Genomic DNA, 17,256 nt, shown 5'->3' with positions numbered 1-17,256 from the left:
CGACATGACCCTATCCTTCACCAGTGAACTGTTCGATCTCGCCGGCCGAAAAGCCTTGGTGACCGGTGCATCCAGCGGGCTCGGCAGGCATTTCGCCCTGAGCCTTGGACGCGCAGGCGCCGAAATCATTGTGGCGGCGCGGCGTGCGGAAAAACTCACCGAACTGCTCGAAGAATTGCATGCCGAAGGTATCAAGGCCCGTGCCCTGAACCTGGACGTCACCCGCGCGTCGAGCGTGCATCAAGCATTCAATACCATCGAACATGACGGAGGCCCGGCACGCATTATCGTCAATTGTGCCGGTGTGACCGTCACCAAAGCGCTTTTGGAGCAAAGCGAAGATGACTGGGATAGCGTGCTCGATACCAATCTCAAAGGCAGTTGGCTGGTGGCACAAGAAGCCGCACGTCGCCTTGTCGCGGTACAACGCACCGGCACTATCGTCAATATCGCCTCGATCCTTGGCGAACGGGTCGCAGGGGGTGTCGCGCCCTACAGCATCTCCAAAGCCGCGTTGATTCAAGCGACCAAAGCCATGGCCCTCGAACTGGCGCGTTACGGAATTCGTGTCAACGCGCTGCTCCCCGGCTACATCGTCACCGACCTGAATCGGGAGTTCCTGGCCAGTGAGGCGGGTGAACGTCTGCGAAGCCGTATTCCCAGCCGTCGCTTTGGCCAACCCGAACACCTCACCGGGCCGCTACTGCTGCTTGCCAGCGACGCAGGGCTTCACATGACAGGCGCAACCCTGGCAGTGGACGGCGGCCATCTACTCAGTTCGTTGTGAGGTACGTATGTCCAAGACATCATTTCAGAAAACCATCGAATTGTTCATCGCCCGTAGCGCTCCCGCCGATCAGGTGGTGATCCGCAACCTCAGTCTACTATCCGGCGGAGCGATCCAGCAAAACTGGGCTATCGATGCGCAGGTCATCGGCGGTCCGTTTGCGGGCGAACTAAACGTTGTACTACGTACCGACGCGCCTTCTGCAGTCGCCGCCAGTCATGGCCGTGCTCAGGAGTTCGCCTTGTTGAAGGCGGCCTTGCAGGCCGGAGTATTAGTCCCAGAGCCGCTCTGGTTAGGTGAAACGGAGATCATTGGCCGCCCGTTCTTCATCATGCGACGGATCAAGGGCAGCGCAGCCGGTCATCGCCTGGTCAAAGACCAGCGCCTTGGCGGCGATCGAGTGCACCTGGCGGAACAATTGGGCGAGCAACTGGCACGTATCCATTCGATCAGTCCTGCGTGCAACGACCTGGCCTTCTTGAGTCGCTCTGAATCATCGCCCGTGCACACCCTGATCCAGCGTGCGCAGGACTTTCTCGACAAGCACACAACGCCTCATCCGGTTCTTGAATGGTGCTTGCGCTGGCTGGAGCTGAACGCACCACCAAGCAACCAACAGGTGCTTTGCCATCGGGACTACCGAACCGGAAACTACATGGTTGATGAACAAGGGCTGACCGGTATCCTCGACTGGGAGTTCGCTGGCTGGAGCGACCCACTTGAGGATATTGGCTGGTTCTGCGCCAAGTGCTGGCGATTCGGTAACAATGCGGCACAAGCCGGTGGTGTTGGACAGCGCGAGGATTTTTATCGTGGCTACGAGCGCATCGCGCAAACTTCGATCGCCACAGAGCACGTGTTGTATTGGGAAGTCATGGCTCATCTGAACTGGGCGCTGATTGCCATTCAGCAAGCTGAACGCCATGTGTCCGGTCAAGAACGATCACTCAACCTGGCACTCACCGGGCACATCGTGCCTGAGCTGGAGTGGGAAATTCTCAACCTCACGGAGTACCGCTGATGCGCGATCGTCCTTATGGTCATGAACTGCTGGAGTCCGCTCGAGATCTGCTGCGCGAGGAAATCCTGCAAACATTGCCTGCAGATAAACGCCTGGCGGCATTGATGATCGCCAACGCCATGGGCATCGTGGCACGTCAGCTAGCGGTTGGCGATGCACCGGAGCAGGCTGAGCTCGCCAGGCTCGGCGAACTGCTCGGCAAACCGTTACCCATCCCAGTGTCGAACTCGCCTCACGAGTACCTGAAACGTTTGAATCGAATGCTTTGCGAGCAGATCCGGGCAGGCCAGGCCAATCCTTCCAGCCCGCGCTCCGCGCTGATTTTCAGCCACTTGCGCGAGGTAGCGCGCTACAGACTGATGGAGAGCAACCCCAAGTACCTGGAGCCGCACATATGACCAGGAATGAGCGCTATACATTTGATGCGGACTCCCCTTCGCCGCTCTGCGACCGTCGTACGCAGACGCGGATGAAAGCACTGGCACTATTCGCCAGCCGAGGGTTCCAGCAAGTTAGTCTGCGCGAACTGGGCAACCACCTGGGAATCAGTGCAGGATCTCTGTACAACCATTTCGAAAGCAAGGAAACCCTGCTGTTCGAACTGGTTGAAGATCTTTACGAAGAGCTTCTCGAACCGGTTCTCAGCCAATCGCCGACAAAGCTCGACCAAGGAGCACGCGTACGCGAATTCATCAGCCGGCATATCGCGCTGCAAAAGCTCAAACACGATCAATTTCAGCTCGCCGAACTCGAATTGCGTAACCTCAGCGTCGAGCATCTGGCACAAATCGAGTCGCTGCGCGGGCAATATGAACTGCGCTTGCTGAACCTATTATCAATGCCTGACACACCTATCTATAAAAGCGCGGTGCGAGGCCTGATGTCCCTGCTCAATAGTCTCCCCACCTGCGAGGCGGATACCCCACTCACAGACGAGCATCATCTCGAACTGGCGACTGGTATGACCTTGGGTGTATTGGCGGCTGCCAGGCAGACAAGCAAATCGATGTCAGCGCCCGTCATTGCCATGAGGGTCGCCAGAAATGTCTAACCTTTCGCTAGAGGCTGTAGAGAACTACCCCGCACAGCGCCGTCGGCTCTATCTGATGCGCCATGCCTCAGTGTGCTACTTCAATGACGATGGTAGCCCCGTCGACCCCAGGTATGTCCATCTGACGGAAAGAGGTCGACATCAGGCACATTCTGCAGCCCAGGTATTGGCCTCGGTGGAGTTGGATCTGGCCGTCTGCTCAGGCCTCACACGTACCCGGGAAACTGCCAGTATCGTTCTTGGCGACCGCAGTTTGATCCTCGAAGAGGTACCGGGATTCCGGGAGATCCGCAGCGGCCGGCTACGCGAACTGGCACCGGAACGGTTGGGACAAGAGTTGGCGTATCCCTACGAACTGGCAGCCCAACACGACAGTCGTTTTCTTGGTGGAGAAACCTACCTGGAGTTCAGCCAACGGGTGTTAGCCGCTTGGCATGATCTGCTCGCGCTCGATTGGCGGCATGCCCTGCTGGTGGCCCACGATGCGGTCAATCGGATTCTGCTTGGTGAAGCGCAACCCGGCAACACCCTGAGCGGCATGTCGGCGTTTGAGCAAGACCCGGCGTGCATCAACATCATTGACCTGGATATCGTCGAGGGCCAACTGAAACGCATGCTGCTACGCACCGTCAATTTCACCCCCTATGACCCACTCAAGCATTACGCGCGCCTTACAGTGATGGAACGAGTCCACCGCCAATACAAGCACGCTTGATAACGCGTACCTGTATTGGACTTGACCCGATTGTTCGAATGAGCGTTAGCGCAGCCTGCCTGGCTATAGAGTCATCATGTGGTACCGGCAGCGCCTGATCCATCGGCGCTGCCAATCACCGCTACCCTACTGCTGCATTAGTAGAACGTACGACCCTGCGCGGCCATTACCCGAAGAGTATCGGTAGCCTGATACATCGGCCCCAGTTCCGGTGCGTACGTATCGCACAGTGCAACCAAATGCGGCAGGCCCAACCAATCCGCATATTTCAGTGCGCCGCCAAGGTAGGCCGGAAACCCGATGCCCAGAAGCAAGGCGGTATCCAGCTCGGTAGCACTGGCAACGACACCCTCTTCCAGACAATGCACGGCTTCAAGAATCAACGGCAGCATACACCGCTCAATGATTGTCTCTGGATCGAAGTCTTGCCTGCCGACGGGCTGAACCGCAGCGAGTAATTTATAGGTATCGACTGCTGCGATTTTCTTTGGTTTGCCATTGGGATCCGCTTCATAGCGGTAGAAACCAAGCCCGTTTTTTTGACCAAATCGACCGTTTTCCACCATCAGGGCAACGGCATCCTTGCTCTGCCTGGACATGCGTTGCGGATAGCCGGCAGAAATGATTTCGACGACGTGGTTACCGGTATCCATACCCACCACATCCTGCAAGTAAGCGGGTCCCATTGGCCAACCGAATGCCTCGAGCACGCGATCCACGACAGCGAAGTCGGCACCGTCAGCCACTAACCGGGTAAAGCCCATGATATAAGGCGTAAGAATGCGATTGACCAGGAAGCCCGGGCAATCCTTGACTACGATTGGGGTCTTGCCCATCGCCAAAGCATAGCCGACAGCAGTAGAGACTGCTTCGTCGCTGGTTTTCTCGCCTTGAATCACTTCGACCAACGCCATGACCGGTACCGGGTTGAAGAAGTGCATGCCGATAAAGTTCTGCGGTCTTGCCAGTGGTGCAGCAAGATCATCAATGCGCAGACTGGACGTGTTGGACGCAATAACACAGTCGTCACGAGTGACTGACTCCAGTTCGCACAATACGGCATGCTTGACCTTGAGATTCTCCACCACAGCCTCGACCGCCATGTCCACTTGCTCGAACCCGGTGTAATCCAGTTGCGGTGTAATCGAAGCCAATATTCCCGGCGCCTTCTCTTCACCCAGACGACCATTTTTGACCTGTCTGGCCAGTAGTTTTTGTGCCTCGCCGATACCCAGGTCGAGCTGCGCCTGGGCGATATCCTTGAGGCGTACCGGAGTACCTCGCAAAGCACTCGTATACGCAATCCCGCCACCCATGATTCCAGCACCCAATACCGCCCCAAGGGTCAGCTTGCGTGACTGGTCAACATGCGCCCGAAAGGTCTTTTTGAGTTTTTGCTCGTTGAGGAAAGCTTGTACCAAAGACGCCGCAGCCTGACTTTTGGCGATTCGCGCGAAAGCTTTGCACTCCAGTGCCTGAGCCCCTTCACGAGACTCACCTGCCGCCAGGGCCATCAACTCCAGGGCAGCCAAAGCCGCGGGCTGGTGTTTCGGGCTACGTGCCTGAATCGGACCTTTGGCAGCTTCGAATAACCTTTTGGCCGGTGTCGGCAGTGGCCGCAGCTTGCGCGCACGTCGAGATTTCCAGTCCAAAGTACCCTCTACCGCTTCGCGCAGCAGCTTCAAAGCAGTATCGCGCAACACCTCAGGCTCAACCACCTGATCCACGACACCAGCAGCCAAAGCGGATGAAGACTTCTGCACCTTTGCACTGGTAATCCACTCGATGGCCACGTCAGCGCTTGCCACACGCGGTAGCCTCACGGTACCGCCAAATCCCGGGAACAACCCGAGCTTGACTTCCGGCAAGCCAATCTGCGCCTGACTGGACAAGACTCGGTAATCGCCACTGAGCGCCATTTCCAGCCCCCCGCCCAAGGCATATCCGTTGATTGCCACAACCGTGGGAACCGGCAGATCTTCAAAAGCGGTGAAGGCGCTATTGCTTTTCAAGCTATCGAGTTCCAATGCCTGCTCGGGCAACTTGAATAACTCACCGAACTCACCGATGTCGGCACCGACAATGAAAACCTCCTTGCCGCTAGTGACCAATACCCCACGCACGGCGGGCTGCATAGCCAGAAACTCAGAAGCTTGCCGCAGCTCATTGACTGTTCGCTTGTCAAGCTTGTTGACCGTTTCGTCGCCACGCTGGAAATGCAACTCGATCAAGCCGTCGCCCAACTCGATCAATTGAATGCTTTGTCCCTGAAACACGTTACTTACCCTCGCCAATGAAATAGCTGTTTGCCCGAAGCAGGTGTTCACGCGCCTCAGCGACCATTCGTTCAATCAGTTGCGCACAACTTGGTATGTCTTCAATAAGACCCACCACCTGACCGGCAGTGATAACCCCGTTATCCACCTCTCCGGCTTCCAGTGCCGCACGCCCGCGCACCCCGGCCACCAATGGCCGCAAGTCCTCGAATTCGCAGCCGCCGACACGCCGTTCGATGCTCACTACTTCTTCGGAAATGCTGTTGCGCAACACGCGAGCGGTATTTTTCAAACTGCGAAATATCAATCGGGTATCACGCTCGCTGGCACCAACCAGCGCCTGCTTGATGTTGTCGTGAATCGGCGCTTCATGTGTGGCGCAAAAACGCGTCCCCATGTTCACGCCTTCAGCCCCCAGCGCCAGGGCGGCAGCCAGCCCACGTCCCTCGCCGATACCGCCCGAAGCGATGACCGGAATCCGCAGCGCCCGCACAGCCAAGGGGATGAGGATCAGCCCTGGCACATCGTCTTCACCCGGATGGCCGGCACACTCGAAGCCATCAATGGAAATGGCGTCCACCCCATTACGTTCGGCGGATAGGGCATGCCGCACGGTGGTGCATTTGTGCAGAATCTTTACCCCATTAGCCTTGAACAGTTCGATGAACTCTTTCGGGCTATTACCGGCGGTTTCGACCACTTTGACCCCGCCTTCGATGATCGCCGCCACATATTCCGCATAAGGAGGCGGTTTGATCGACGGCAAAATAGTCAAGTTGACGCCAAATGGCTGGTCAGTCAGCTCGCGGGTCAGAGCGATCTCTTGCGCAAGCGCCTCTGGAGTCGGCTGAGTCAAAGCGGTGAGAACACCCAGGCCGCCAGCATTGGAAACCGCGGAGGCCAGGGACGCACGCCCTACCCACTGCATGCCGCCCTGGATGATCGGATAACGCACGCCCAGCAGTTCGGTGATTCGGGTTTTCATGATGTTCTCCAAAAAAACGCTCAGGTCAGCTTGCGCTCGTCCAGCCCCAAGCTACGCCCTATGATTTCCAGCATAATTTCGTTAGCGCCGGCAAAGATCCGAGAGACTCGAGCATCGGTATAGAGGCGGCTGATTCGGTACTCATCCATATAACCCGCACCGCCATGCAACTGCACACACTGGTCCACCACCTGCCCTTCCAGCTCACTGGCCAGCAGTTTGGCTTCGGAGGAAAGCTCTGAACTCAAACGCCCGGCATTACCGAGCATCACGCACTGATCGACGAAACACTGCACCGCATCCAGCTTTGCCCGCAGCTCGGCCAGGGTGAAGCGCACATGCTGCAATGCTCCCAATGGCTTACCGAATGCCTGGCGTTGCTTGACGAACTCAAGGGTGATATCGAAAGCCACCTGGGCGGCTGCGATTGAACCGATGGCCACCTGTAGCCGCTCAATAGCCAGGCATTGGGCCATATAGACGAAACCCTTGGTCGGCTCTCCGAGAAGGTTTTCCTTGGGGAGCCGGACGTTGTCGAAAAACAACTCAGCGGTGTCCTGACCATGCAGGCCCATCTTCTTCAGTTTCAACCCGCGCTCGAATCCCGGCATGCCGCGCTCGACGATAAACAGCCCGATGCCATACCGGTTATCCGGATCAGTACGCGCCGCGACTATCACCACGTCGGCCAGAATTCCATTGGAGATGTAAGTCTTGGAGCCATTGAGCAGCCAGTGGTCGCCCTTATCCTCGGCACGGGTCTTGATGCCGGCCAGATCGCTGCCAGCGTTGGACTCGGTCATCGCGATAGCCAGGATGCTCTCGCCACTGATCGCCCCTGGCAGGTACTTGCACTTTTGTTCCTCGTTGGCGAACTTATCAAGATACGGAGCGACCACCATGGAGTGCAGATTCTGGTAGAACGCTGCGTCGCCATGACGGATATTCTCTTCTTGAAGAATCTGCTCGTAACGCAGGTCCCGCAGGCCGCTGCCGCCAAATTGCTCGTCAGCCCACATCAGCAGAAAACCCTGCTCGCCGATCTTTTGATAAGCCTCACGATCGACGTAGCCCTGCTCGCGCCAACGTTCGGCGTGAGGGCCAATCTCTTTCTGCATAAAGCGTCGTACTGAATCACGGAACAGCTCGTGATCGGCGTCGAAAATCGTGCGTTGCAAACTCATCTTTGTGCTCCTTCAACCCAGTTGCCGAGGATCAAGCCCAAGGCCACGGCCGATGATCTCTTTCATGATTTCACTGGCCCCGGCGTAGATCCGTGAGATCCGCGCATCGGTGTACATCCGGCTGATACGATATTCGTCCATATAGCCGGCTCCACCGTACAGTTGCACACAAGCATCCATTACTTGCCCCTCTAGTTCCGAGGTCAGCAACTTGGCCGCCGAGGCGGCTTCTGCACTCAGCTGCCCCTCATTGGCCAACAACACGGCCTGATCGACATAGCTTTGCAAGGCGTCGATTTGCGCGCGCAGTTTTGCCAGCGTGAAACGAGTGTTCTGTAAAGCCCCAATCGGTTTACCGAAAGCGCGGCGCTCCTTGACGAACTCAAGCGTGATATCGAACGCCACTTGAGCATGGGCAATGGAAGTTATGGCGCTCATCAAGCGCTCGACTGCCAGGCACTGGGCCAGGTAGCTGAAGCCCTGATCGAGCTCGCCTAACAGGTTCTCTTTAGGCAGCTTGAGATTGTCGAAGAACAGCTCGGCGGTATCCTGAACATGCAGCCCCATCTTCTTGAGCTTGCGTCCGCGCTCGAAGCCCGGCATGCCTCGTTCCACCAGGAACAGACTGATGCCGTGACGATTCTGCTGATTGGTACGCGCAGCCACCACCACCAGATCAGCGAGAATGCCGTTGGAGATATAGGTTTTGGAACCGTTGAGCAGCCAGTGGTCACCCTTATCCTCGGCACGCGTCTTCATTCCGGCCAGATCACTGCCAGCATTGGATTCAGTCATGGCGATGGCAAGGATGGTTTCGCCGCTGATCGCACCCGGCAGGTACCTGTGCTTCTGTGTGGATGTCGCGAACTTGTCCAGGTACGGGCCGACCAGCATCGAGTGAGTGCCCTGAAAAAAACCAATATCACCGTGACGCACGTTCTCTTCGACCAGCACTTGCTCAAAACGCAAATCTCGCAGGCCCAGCCCGCCATACTCCTCTTCAGCCCACATCAGCAGATAGCCCTGAGCGCCGGCCTTCAGGAAGGCGTCACGATCGACGCAACCCTGCTCACGCCAACGCTCGACGTGAGGTCCGATTTCTCGCTGGTAAAAACGTCGAGCGGAATCACGGAACTGCTCGTGTTCGGGCTCGAAATGGCTTCTGGGGAAATTCATCGGTGGGACCTGGCATTTTTTCTTGTGAGGACCAAGTCTAGGGAGATGAGCGCTGGAGATTCCTCGTTCGTTTTGACTATTTCCTCTCGGGCTGCTTTGATGCCCGAAATGACAAAGCCCGGTAGCGTCAGCTGACCGGGCTTTATGGCCTGTCGAAAAGCAAGCAGACCTAAGTTAGAGCCGTTCGATGATCGTCACATTCGCCAATCCACCACCTTCACACATCGTCTGCAAACCGTAGCGCTTGCCACGATCTTTCAGGGCATAAAGCAAGGTGGTCATCAGCTTGGTACCAGAAGCACCGAGTGGATGTCCGAGAGCAATCGCGCCGCCATGCACATTGAGACGCGCCGGGTCAGCCCCCAACGCTTGCAGCCATGCAAGGGGAATAGGCGCAAAAGCTTCATTTACTTCGTACAGGTCAATGTCGGCGATATTCAAACCGGCTTTTTTCAATGCCAATTGCGTCGCCGGAATCGGCGCTTCAAGCATGACTACCGGATCGTGACCAAGGACTGTCATCTGATGCACACGCGCCAATGGTTCGACACCGAGTCTTTTCAATCCGCGCTCGTTGACCACCAACACGCCGGAGGCACCATCGCATATCTGGCTGGCGTTGGCGGCACTGATACGCCCCCCTTCCTGCAACAGTTTGACGTTGGCAATACCTTCCAGGCTTGCATCGAAGCGAATGCCTTCGTCGAACCGGTGTAGCTCGTTCGGTGCGTGCCCCTCGATAATCCGAACCGGCACACTGATGATCTCACTGTCGAATTTACCCGCCCGGGTTGCAGCACCAGCCAATTGATGACTACGCAAGGCATACTGATCCAGCTGCTCCTTGCTGATGCCATAGTTCCTGGCAATGGCCTCGGCGCCACTGAACTGGCTGAAATCCCCCCCCCGATACCGTTGCTGCATGCCTGGGCTGACATAGTAGCCAAGGTCATTTTTAAGCGGCAGAGAAACCGGCATTCCCATGGGAACGCGACTCATGCTTTCGACACCTGCGGCGATGACGATATCCATACTGCCGGACATCACGGCTTGGGCAGCAAAGTGCAGCGCCTGCTGTGAAGAGCCACACTGGCGGTCAATCGTGGTAGCTGGCACGCTTTCTGGCAGGTTTGACGCCAAAACCGCGTTACGCGCGATGTTGGTTGCTTGTTCGCCCGCCTGACTGACACAACCAAGGATGACATCTTCGATCAGCGCTGGATCGACATCCGCCCGTTGCACCAGTTCATTTAGAACCTGTGCGGCCAGATCAGCCGGATGCCAACCCGAAAGCCGACCGTTCCTGCGGCCGCCCGCGGTCCTTGCCGCCGCAACTATGTAGGCTTCTGCCATGAGGATTCCTCTTGCTTGATGAGTGAGAGATCGCCAAGGCTAGCGTCATTGCCGTCAGCCACCATTGTTCATTCGGACGATTTTTACTCCAGTCTGCCGACTGCAGCGACACACTCAATTGCTGCCAGGAATGACAGTCCCTTTTCTCGGAATCACCCAATGGCTACTCTCCAGAGCAACTCAGTCTCCGGGAAAGCCCTGCAAGAATAATTTAACGGCCCTGCGCAGCCTTTCCCGCTTGCCGTCATCAAGCCCAGGGGATTCCAATCCCTGGATGGCGCGATGGAAAGGCTCTGCAGCAACGGTCTGCATGAATTGACCAGCCACGAAGGCAATTTCTTCGTCATTCATCTGCACTTTCGCATGAGCGCGTAAAGTCGACTCGAACGCACGTGTCGCATCGACGACAGCGTACTCAGCCACCATGTGCGCCAATTGGGGAAATCGCTGCACCTCAGCGATAGTCATTCGATAAATTCCCAGCACATCCGGCTGCAATATCCATTCAAGCAAATGAATCCCCATGTCGTACAAACGCTTTTCCAGCGGCTGATCAGGAGCTGCGCTCACAGGCTGTGAACGAACATTGCGTCGCACATAGCGCAACACCACGGCCTCGAACACTTCGGCCTTTCCAGCGAAGCGCGTGTAGAAGGTACGTTTGGAAATCCCTGCCGCCTGCGCTATGGCTTCGACGCTTGTAACGCCGAACCCCTGTTCCATAAACAGCAGGCTGGCACGATCCAGGATGTCGTCGACCAGTCTCTCGGCTTCCTCCAACGAGGGTCGACCTCTACGTACTCCACGGACTTCTTGTTGAGTTGAAGCTTCCATCAATTGTCTCTCCTCACCGATGCTGTGGATGGTCGCACGGCTGGGCCCATAGGCCAAAGGCCTGGAAAGCGCTGCTTGCATTTTCATAAATATAAGAATAAAAGAAACGGTATCGTTTACTAAAATAAACGAAAGATGTCATCCCAACAACAATCCCGGGCAAAACCTTACGGGAAAGATAGAAGTCACGACCATGCCACAGACTCCCGACGAACTGCTGTCCAGCCCTCCATTCAACATCATCAACCGCGCCCATATCATTGAGCGTTTTGGCTCTGACAAACTGACATTACTTCTTGAAATGGCTGCCGCAGGCGATGCTCTGGCGGACAGCACAGTTTTCGAATTGAGTAAGGCGCCTGTCGGCACACAAGGGATCCTGGATGCAGGCATCCGCAAGGGACGTGACAGCCTGCAATCACCTCCCGATTCAGTCGGGGCATTGCTGGAGCAAACCGAGACGATTCCTCAGTGGGTCGATGAAACCAGCATTCAACGTGGCTCGGAGGCTTATCTGAGCATTGGCTCATTGTGGCTGACCATCTCGCTCGGCCCTGGATCTTTGGCGCACACCTACAGCTCACCAACCATTGCCAAGGTCCTGATGGGCACCGGCAATCTTGATGACCGTGCGGCACGACGACTGGCTGAGACTGCTACTTGGGAACAACGAGCGTTACGCCCCGGAGGTCTGATCAAGGGGTCGGAGGGTTACATCCATACCCTGCAGGTGCGCATGTTGCATGCTCGGGTAAGAGCAGGCCTGCGCAAACGAGGATGGAACCAAGCGGAGCTCGGCATGCCGATCAGCCAACTGGATATGCTCAGAACCTGGTTGGACTTTACCTATGTGCCATTCAGTGCCCTGGAAAAAATCGGTATCACCTTCGATCAACAGGAGTTTCAGGACCTCTATCATTTGTGGCAGTTGGTTGCTCATCTGCTCGGCATAGAACCTCGATTCTATCGACAAGTGGTTGATCAGCACTCCGCTGCGCAGCTTCTGGCGCTGATCGATGCATCCTGTGCAGAGCCGGACGAAAACTCGCGGGCACTCACAGAAAGGATGCTCACTGCACTCGGCCAACTTCTGCAACCCGCCCTTGGATTGCCGGAAGATGTAACGGTCTTGCTGATGCATGCCTTCTGCCGACGGTTCCATGGCGCCGAGCTTGCCGACAAGCTCGGCGCGCAAGAGAACTGGGCTGCCAATCTGCTACCGATCATCACAGATGCCAACCGCTATCAGCGTCAGCTGGAACGCTCGGACAGCGCCGTACGACAACGGAAGATCGCGCAGACGCTGACGTCTTTCGATAAGGCCATCGCGGCCCTCGAAGGCAAGACAACCTATCAGAGCAGTATCGACGCGGTCGCGAGTGAGGAGTTGCCACAGACTGCCTGATAGCCTGAGTGGCCCCGGAGTATTGCTCCGGGGCATTGATCGTGAACAGGCGCGCCCTCAGCGCCCCTTCCATTGCGGCATGCGCTTCTCTACAAAGGCCCGCGGCCCCTCGAGATAATCCTCAGTGGTCACCAGGTAATTGCGCGCCTGACGGCTCATTTGAAAAAGCTCCTCTTCGGAATGATCATCGGTCTGTCGTGCGATACGCAGGCTTTCGCGCACGGCTATTGGCGCATTGCGTGCGATAACCTGCGCCAGGCTCAAGGCTTTGGGCAGCACCTGCTCCGATGGCTCAAGATGATTGACCAGCCCCAATTGCCAGGCACGTTCTGCCCCCAGATTCTCACCTGTAATGATCATTTCAAGTGCTACGGCTCGCGGCAAGGCCCGTGGCAGGCGGTAAAGCCCACCGGCTAACGCCATCAAACCACGCTTGACCTCGGGCAGTCCAAACGCTGCCTGAGCAGACGCAACCACCAGGTCGCAAGACAATAGAATTTCCAACCCACCGGCCAGTGCCAGACCATTAACTGCAGCAATCCAGGGTTTGCTGCGGCGAGATTCAACAAAACCGGCAAAACCACCATCTGCGGTGAACAAGGAGGCCGCATTGCCTGCTGCCACTTCCTTGAGGTCAGCACCTGCACAAAACACCTGCTCGCCGCATCCTGTCAGCACCACCACCCAGATGTCCGGGTCACTCTCGGTCTGCCGTACGACGGCCTCAAGGGCTTGAGCCAGTTCAGCATTTACTGCGTTGCGCGCATGCGGTCGATTGAGCGTGACCAGTGCCACATGTTCACCGACTTGCTCGACGGTAACTGTTGCCTGTACGTAGTCATTCATCGTTCGCTACTCCATTGCAAGAGCCCATTATCCCCCTGAGAAACCTGTCCATATCCCCCAACAGGAGAGTGCAGTGGATCGGTCAAAAACGAGAGTGTCCGCTCATCATCTGCCGAAACTCGAGCCAGCAAACGCTGCCTCTGCGGCGTACGGGCAACGACAAAACCGAACTCCACCGCTCCATCGCGCTGATGCACCAACGTGAAAGTCTCGACGCTTGCACGCCCCTCGTAAGTCCCGATCAACTCAGGAATCACCCCACGTCGCGCCTCCACGATCGACTGCACGCTGTAATCCTGCGAGAGAGCCACCTGCGGAGCTGTCGAGGCCAGCACTAGGGCATGGTGTTTGGTAACGAACTCGCCTTGCCCATACAACAAACCCAGGCCATCGACCTGGTTACGCAGGCGACGCACCATAGCAGCCGCCGCATGGGTCATGTAATTGTTCAAGGGAGCACCGAAAAAGCTGAGACCGCCGGTCACAGTTGCCTCAACGCTGTCGTCCAGGCCCAAGGTGCGACGCGCCATCTTTGGCACGCAAGGAAAACAGCTATACAGCTCCAGAGCCGTGAATGCCTGTGCATCGCCGCCGACGCTGGTCACGACCGCTTCGAGTACCGCGTCCTGCGCATCGGAACGCTGGAGTTGTTCCCGCGCCAGGTAGTCCCTGGGTTCTCGAGCGGCGGCCCCTGCATGGACAAAGACCATCTGTTCTGGCGCGATTCCCAGTTCACGGGCATGCGCCAGGCTGGTCAACAGAATCGCGGCCCCTTGATTGACCATCGGGTTGGCCACCATCTGCTTGGTATACGGCCAGGCAATAAGCCGGTTCTGTGGCCCTGCTGCGACAATGCTCTCTGCTTCAGGGACATCCTGGCTCCATGCAAATGGGTTATGTGCCGCCACCTGCGCATAACGTCGCCACAGGTGTCCTGATTCAGTCAGCGCCTGCTCTGGGGTTTGCCCCCACGCCGCTAAAGTAGCGTTCTCATAGAGTGGGTAAATGGTAACCGGTGAAAAAATCCCATGCGCCAGTGAGAAGGGATGCACCAGATCCTTGCCACGAGTCATTCGCGGGTTAGCTTCACGCTCCGCCCATGGCAGCGTCAGGCCCACCTTCTGCGCCTTACTTACAGTGTGCGTAGCTTCCGCTCCGACTACCGCTGCCACGCGGCTTTCACCACGAGCAATACGTAACGCAGCCTCGTGTATAAATCGCACGGGACTTTCCCCACCGACCTCTCCATAGCAAGCATGTCGAGGTGTAATCCCCAGTCGCTGACCAAGCAGAGAGAGTGCATCCGGATACGGCCAGGACACTTCATTGACGATATCCAGCGCATCCAGCTCTGCCAGCAACTCAACACCGGCATCTTGCTCCGCACGCCGCAAGGCATACTCCATCAACGCAATGGGTTCCAACCCTTCCAGAAGTTGATCTGGACGGTCAGTGATCTCTCCGACACCGACAATGACCGGGATCCGCTCAGCAGACAGTTCGCTTTTCACAGCGCCTCTCCCTCTGGCTTGGAGTCCCAGATGGCTAAGGCATCCAGAGCCTCGATTCTCTCGCCATCACTCCACAGAGGATTAATTTCCAGCGACACCAGTTCCGGCCCCAAAGCCAATGCGGCATTGCCAATTTTTGCGATTATTTCAGCCAAAGCCTGGCGATCCACCGCGGGTGCACCACGGAAACCATCCAGTAATTTGCTTGCACGCAATTCCGAGAGTTGCTCCAGAACATCCTCGGCCTTTACCGGCAGCAACCTGAGGCTGGTGTCCTGTAAAGCCTCGACCCAAATGCCACCTAACCCCACCACCAGGACAGGCCCCCACTGCGCATCGCGCAATGTACCGACGAAGAGTTCGACCCCTTTGCCGCGCATCGGCGAAACCACTAGCCCTTCGACCTCCGCATCCGGCCGGGCTTGACGGACACTTTCACTGATACTCAGAAAAGCCTGCGCGACCGCCTGATCGCCAAGCACATTCAACTTCACGCCACCGATGTCAGTCTTGTGGGCGATATTCCTGGACGCCACCTTTAGCGCCACCGATTCGCCAATGCGGCGTGCGGCATCTACCGCTTCAACGGCAGAGTGTACCAACTGCGCAGGCACCACCGGCACCGCGTGACTGGCGAGATAAGCCAAGGTCGAACGTTCGGAGTCAGGACGCACATTAGCCTGGGTTACAGTCTCTTTTGTCGCAATCCCCTTGCGCCGTCTTGCTGACCAAGCGAACAGCCGGGACAACGCGGCCATGCCAAAGTCCACGCCGCAGCCCAGGTAAGCGATCCCGGCCTGGTGAATGATTTCCCTGGAACGCTCGGTCACCGGGCGAACACTATGGCTGATCACCAGTCCAGGCACGGGAATCTCACGCAAGGCGTTGCCAATATGTGCCAGCGCATTGCGGGCGAACTCGCCATCGTTGCTCTCGTCGGTGGGCACATCGAACACGGTTACCACTGCGGCGATATTCGGCTCTTGTCCCAAGCCATGTATCGACTTCTCAAAAATTTCCGGCTTGAGCATGGCCCCGCCAGTGACATCGAGCGGGTTATGCGGCGTTCCAAAACCCGGCAAGGCGTCGCGCAAACGTTGCACGGTATTTGAACTCAGTTCGGCCAAAGGCAAACCGACGTGGCTGGCACGGTCAGCCGCAATTTCACAGATCCCACCCGAGAGTGAAACAAGACCCAGGCCACCCTCACCCACCTCTCCCAGTTGCTGGAGCAAATCGCAAGTCACCACCAGATCCTCGATGGAAGCCACACGAATCAACCCCAGTCGTCGACAGGCAGCCTCGAATACACGGTCATCACCCACCAGCGCTCCGGTATGCGCCTGAGCCGCCTTGGCGGTGATCTCACTGGCGCCGACCTTGAGCACTACTACCGGTTTACCGGCTGCCAGGGCGCGCTCGGCAGCCCGGGCGAAAGCGTTGGCGTCGCGGACCGTCTCGATGAACAAGGCAATCGCTTTGGTATTGGGCTCATCGACCATGAAATCCAACACCTGCGCGATGTCCACATCGACCTCGTTCCCGGTGGAGACCAGGTAACTGAGAGCCAGTCCCTGCTGCTGCGCAAAATAGGAAATTAGTGCTGCAGTCGCGCCGCTCTGCGAAATGATCGCCAGCGAGCCAAAATGCCCCTGAGGACGCGGCGCCAGGGTCCATACCGGGGCTTTGTCGATATAGTTGATGAAACCCAGACAATTGGGTCCAAGCAAGGCTATGCCATGAGCGGCGGCGCGTTCGTGAAGGGCTGCCTGCAACTTAGCCCCCTCCTCACCCAATTCAGCAAAACCGGATGTGAGCATCACCGCATTAGCAATACCCGCGGCCTGCAAATCATCCAATGCTTCCAGCACGCCGGCAACCGGCACCATCAGCAAAGCCAGATCCACAGGCTCACCAATAGCGCTGGCGCTGACATAAACCGGCTGACCATAAACACTGCCAGCATTGCGGTTGACCAGGTAGACCTTACCGCTGTAGCCAAAACTGGTCAGGTTGCGATGGGCCGCATTCGACCAGATAGAACGCTCGGTAGCACCGATCAAAGCAATGGAACGCGGGCGCAACAAGGCGCCAAGAGAACGACTCATGTTT

15 protein-coding genes are annotated in these 17,256 nt (G+C 57.1%); 6 read left to right on the top strand and 9 right to left on the bottom strand.

Annotated elements, in window-relative coordinates; all coding sequences use genetic code 11:
• Nucleotides 1-4 precede the first annotated feature (4 nt).
• The 5 genes from Q8X48_RS12865 to Q8X48_RS12845 are packed head-to-tail and all read left to right on the top strand — an operon-like array spanning nt 5 to nt 3,574.
• Complete coding sequence (locus Q8X48_RS12865) at nt 5-787, top strand: SDR family NAD(P)-dependent oxidoreductase (RefSeq protein WP_407800257.1); 783 nt, start codon at nt 5-7, stop codon at nt 785-787.
• A 7-nt stretch (nt 788-794) separates the two neighbouring features.
• Nucleotides 795-1,808, top strand: coding sequence for a phosphotransferase family protein (locus Q8X48_RS12860; RefSeq protein WP_407802763.1), 1,014 nt, complete (start codon nt 795-797; stop codon nt 1,806-1,808).
• Complete coding sequence (locus Q8X48_RS12855) at nt 1,808-2,206, top strand: DUF6285 domain-containing protein (RefSeq protein ID WP_407800255.1); 399 nt, start codon at nt 1,808-1,810, stop codon at nt 2,204-2,206. Before Q8X48_RS12860 ends, Q8X48_RS12855 begins: the two co-directional genes overlap by 1 nt.
• On the top strand, nt 2,203-2,859 hold the full coding sequence (locus Q8X48_RS12850; protein ID WP_407800254.1) for a TetR/AcrR family transcriptional regulator: 657 nt from the start codon (nt 2,203-2,205) through the stop codon (nt 2,857-2,859). Before Q8X48_RS12855 ends, Q8X48_RS12850 begins: the two co-directional genes overlap by 4 nt.
• Nucleotides 2,852-3,574, top strand: a complete 723-nt coding sequence (locus Q8X48_RS12845) for a histidine phosphatase family protein (RefSeq protein ID WP_407800253.1) — start codon at nt 2,852-2,854, stop codon at nt 3,572-3,574. Before Q8X48_RS12850 ends, Q8X48_RS12845 begins: the two co-directional genes overlap by 8 nt.
• A gap of 137 nt (nt 3,575-3,711) precedes the next feature.
• Here the strand turns inward: Q8X48_RS12845 and fadB are convergent, their stop codons facing one another.
• The 6 genes from fadB to Q8X48_RS12815 all read right to left on the bottom strand — a co-directional run bounded on the left by fadB (nt 3,712) and on the right by Q8X48_RS12815 (nt 11,382).
• Complete coding sequence (fadB, locus tag Q8X48_RS12840) at nt 3,712-5,850, bottom strand: fatty acid oxidation complex subunit alpha FadB (RefSeq protein WP_407800252.1); 2,139 nt, start codon at nt 5,848-5,850, stop codon at nt 3,712-3,714.
• A gap of 1 nt (nt 5,851) precedes the next feature.
• Nucleotides 5,852-6,835, bottom strand: coding sequence for an NAD(P)H-dependent flavin oxidoreductase (locus tag Q8X48_RS12835; protein WP_407800251.1), 984 nt, complete (start codon nt 6,833-6,835; stop codon nt 5,852-5,854).
• 20 nt (nt 6,836-6,855) lie between these two features.
• Nucleotides 6,856-8,013, bottom strand: coding sequence for an acyl-CoA dehydrogenase family protein (locus tag Q8X48_RS12830; RefSeq protein ID WP_407800384.1), 1,158 nt, complete (start codon nt 8,011-8,013; stop codon nt 6,856-6,858).
• 18 nt (nt 8,014-8,031) lie between these two features.
• Entirely contained in the window at nt 8,032-9,195 is a 1,164-nt protein-coding gene (locus Q8X48_RS12825) for an acyl-CoA dehydrogenase family protein (protein ID WP_407800250.1), read from the bottom strand.
• A gap of 174 nt (nt 9,196-9,369) precedes the next feature.
• Nucleotides 9,370-10,548 carry an acetyl-CoA C-acetyltransferase gene (locus Q8X48_RS12820; RefSeq protein ID WP_407800249.1) on the bottom strand — a complete coding sequence of 393 codons (1,179 nt, stop codon included), beginning with the start codon at nt 10,546-10,548 and terminating at the stop codon, nt 9,370-9,372.
• Between the two features lie 180 nt (nt 10,549-10,728).
• Nucleotides 10,729-11,382 carry a TetR/AcrR family transcriptional regulator gene (locus tag Q8X48_RS12815; RefSeq protein ID WP_407800248.1) on the bottom strand — a complete coding sequence of 218 codons (654 nt, stop codon included), beginning with the start codon at nt 11,380-11,382 and terminating at the stop codon, nt 10,729-10,731.
• A 193-nt stretch (nt 11,383-11,575) separates the two neighbouring features.
• Between Q8X48_RS12815 and Q8X48_RS12810 the strand changes: the two genes are divergently transcribed.
• Nucleotides 11,576-12,787 carry an oxygenase MpaB family protein gene (locus Q8X48_RS12810; protein WP_407800247.1) on the top strand — a complete coding sequence of 404 codons (1,212 nt, stop codon included), beginning with the start codon at nt 11,576-11,578 and terminating at the stop codon, nt 12,785-12,787.
• 57 nt (nt 12,788-12,844) lie between these two features.
• Here Q8X48_RS12810 and Q8X48_RS12805 read toward each other — a convergent pair whose 3' ends face one another.
• The 3 genes from Q8X48_RS12805 to Q8X48_RS12795 are packed head-to-tail and all read right to left on the bottom strand — an operon-like array spanning nt 12,845 to nt 17,252.
• Nucleotides 12,845-13,633, bottom strand: coding sequence for an enoyl-CoA hydratase-related protein (locus tag Q8X48_RS12805; protein WP_407800246.1), 789 nt, complete (start codon nt 13,631-13,633; stop codon nt 12,845-12,847).
• Nucleotides 13,630-15,144 (bottom strand): acetyl-CoA acetyltransferase, encoded by a 1,515-nt coding sequence (locus Q8X48_RS12800; RefSeq protein ID WP_407800245.1) that lies wholly within the window; start codon nt 15,142-15,144, stop codon nt 13,630-13,632. The genes Q8X48_RS12805 and Q8X48_RS12800 overlap by 4 nt, the downstream gene beginning before the upstream one ends.
• Complete coding sequence (locus tag Q8X48_RS12795; protein WP_407800244.1) at nt 15,141-17,252, bottom strand: acetate--CoA ligase family protein; 2,112 nt, start codon at nt 17,250-17,252, stop codon at nt 15,141-15,143. Before Q8X48_RS12795 ends, Q8X48_RS12800 begins: the two co-directional genes overlap by 4 nt.
• Nucleotides 17,253-17,256: the final 4 nt, after the last annotated feature.

Source organism: Pseudomonas sp. QLc11A, from assembly GCF_052112305.1.
Taxonomy (GTDB): Bacteria; Pseudomonadota; Gammaproteobacteria; order Pseudomonadales; family Pseudomonadaceae; genus Aquipseudomonas; species Aquipseudomonas laurylsulfatiphila.
This window is presented reverse-complemented; position numbering and strand designations above follow the sequence as displayed.

Coding starts and splice junctions, on each gene's coding strand:
- Q8X48_RS12865 (WP_407800257.1), top strand. CDS start 5: ATGACCCTATCCTTCACCAGTGAACTGTTCGATCTCGCCGGCCGAAAA.
- Q8X48_RS12860 (WP_407802763.1), top strand. CDS start 795: ATGTCCAAGACATCATTTCAGAAAACCATCGAATTGTTCATCGCCCGT.
- Q8X48_RS12855 (WP_407800255.1), top strand. CDS start 1,808: ATGCGCGATCGTCCTTATGGTCATGAACTGCTGGAGTCCGCTCGAGAT.
- Q8X48_RS12850 (WP_407800254.1), top strand. CDS start 2,203: ATGACCAGGAATGAGCGCTATACATTTGATGCGGACTCCCCTTCGCCG.
- Q8X48_RS12845 (WP_407800253.1), top strand. CDS start 2,852: ATGTCTAACCTTTCGCTAGAGGCTGTAGAGAACTACCCCGCACAGCGC.
- Q8X48_RS12835 (WP_407800251.1), bottom strand. CDS start 6,835: ATGAAAACCCGAATCACCGAACTGCTGGGCGTGCGTTATCCGATCATC.
- Q8X48_RS12825 (WP_407800250.1), bottom strand. CDS start 9,195: ATGAATTTCCCCAGAAGCCATTTCGAGCCCGAACACGAGCAGTTCCGT.
- Q8X48_RS12820 (WP_407800249.1), bottom strand. CDS start 10,548: ATGGCAGAAGCCTACATAGTTGCGGCGGCAAGGACCGCGGGCGGCCGC.
- Q8X48_RS12815 (WP_407800248.1), bottom strand. CDS start 11,382: ATGGAAGCTTCAACTCAACAAGAAGTCCGTGGAGTACGTAGAGGTCGA.
- Q8X48_RS12810 (WP_407800247.1), top strand. CDS start 11,576: ATGCCACAGACTCCCGACGAACTGCTGTCCAGCCCTCCATTCAACATC.
- Q8X48_RS12805 (WP_407800246.1), bottom strand. CDS start 13,633: ATGAATGACTACGTACAGGCAACAGTTACCGTCGAGCAAGTCGGTGAA.
- Q8X48_RS12795 (WP_407800244.1), bottom strand. CDS start 17,252: ATGAGTCGTTCTCTTGGCGCCTTGTTGCGCCCGCGTTCCATTGCTTTG.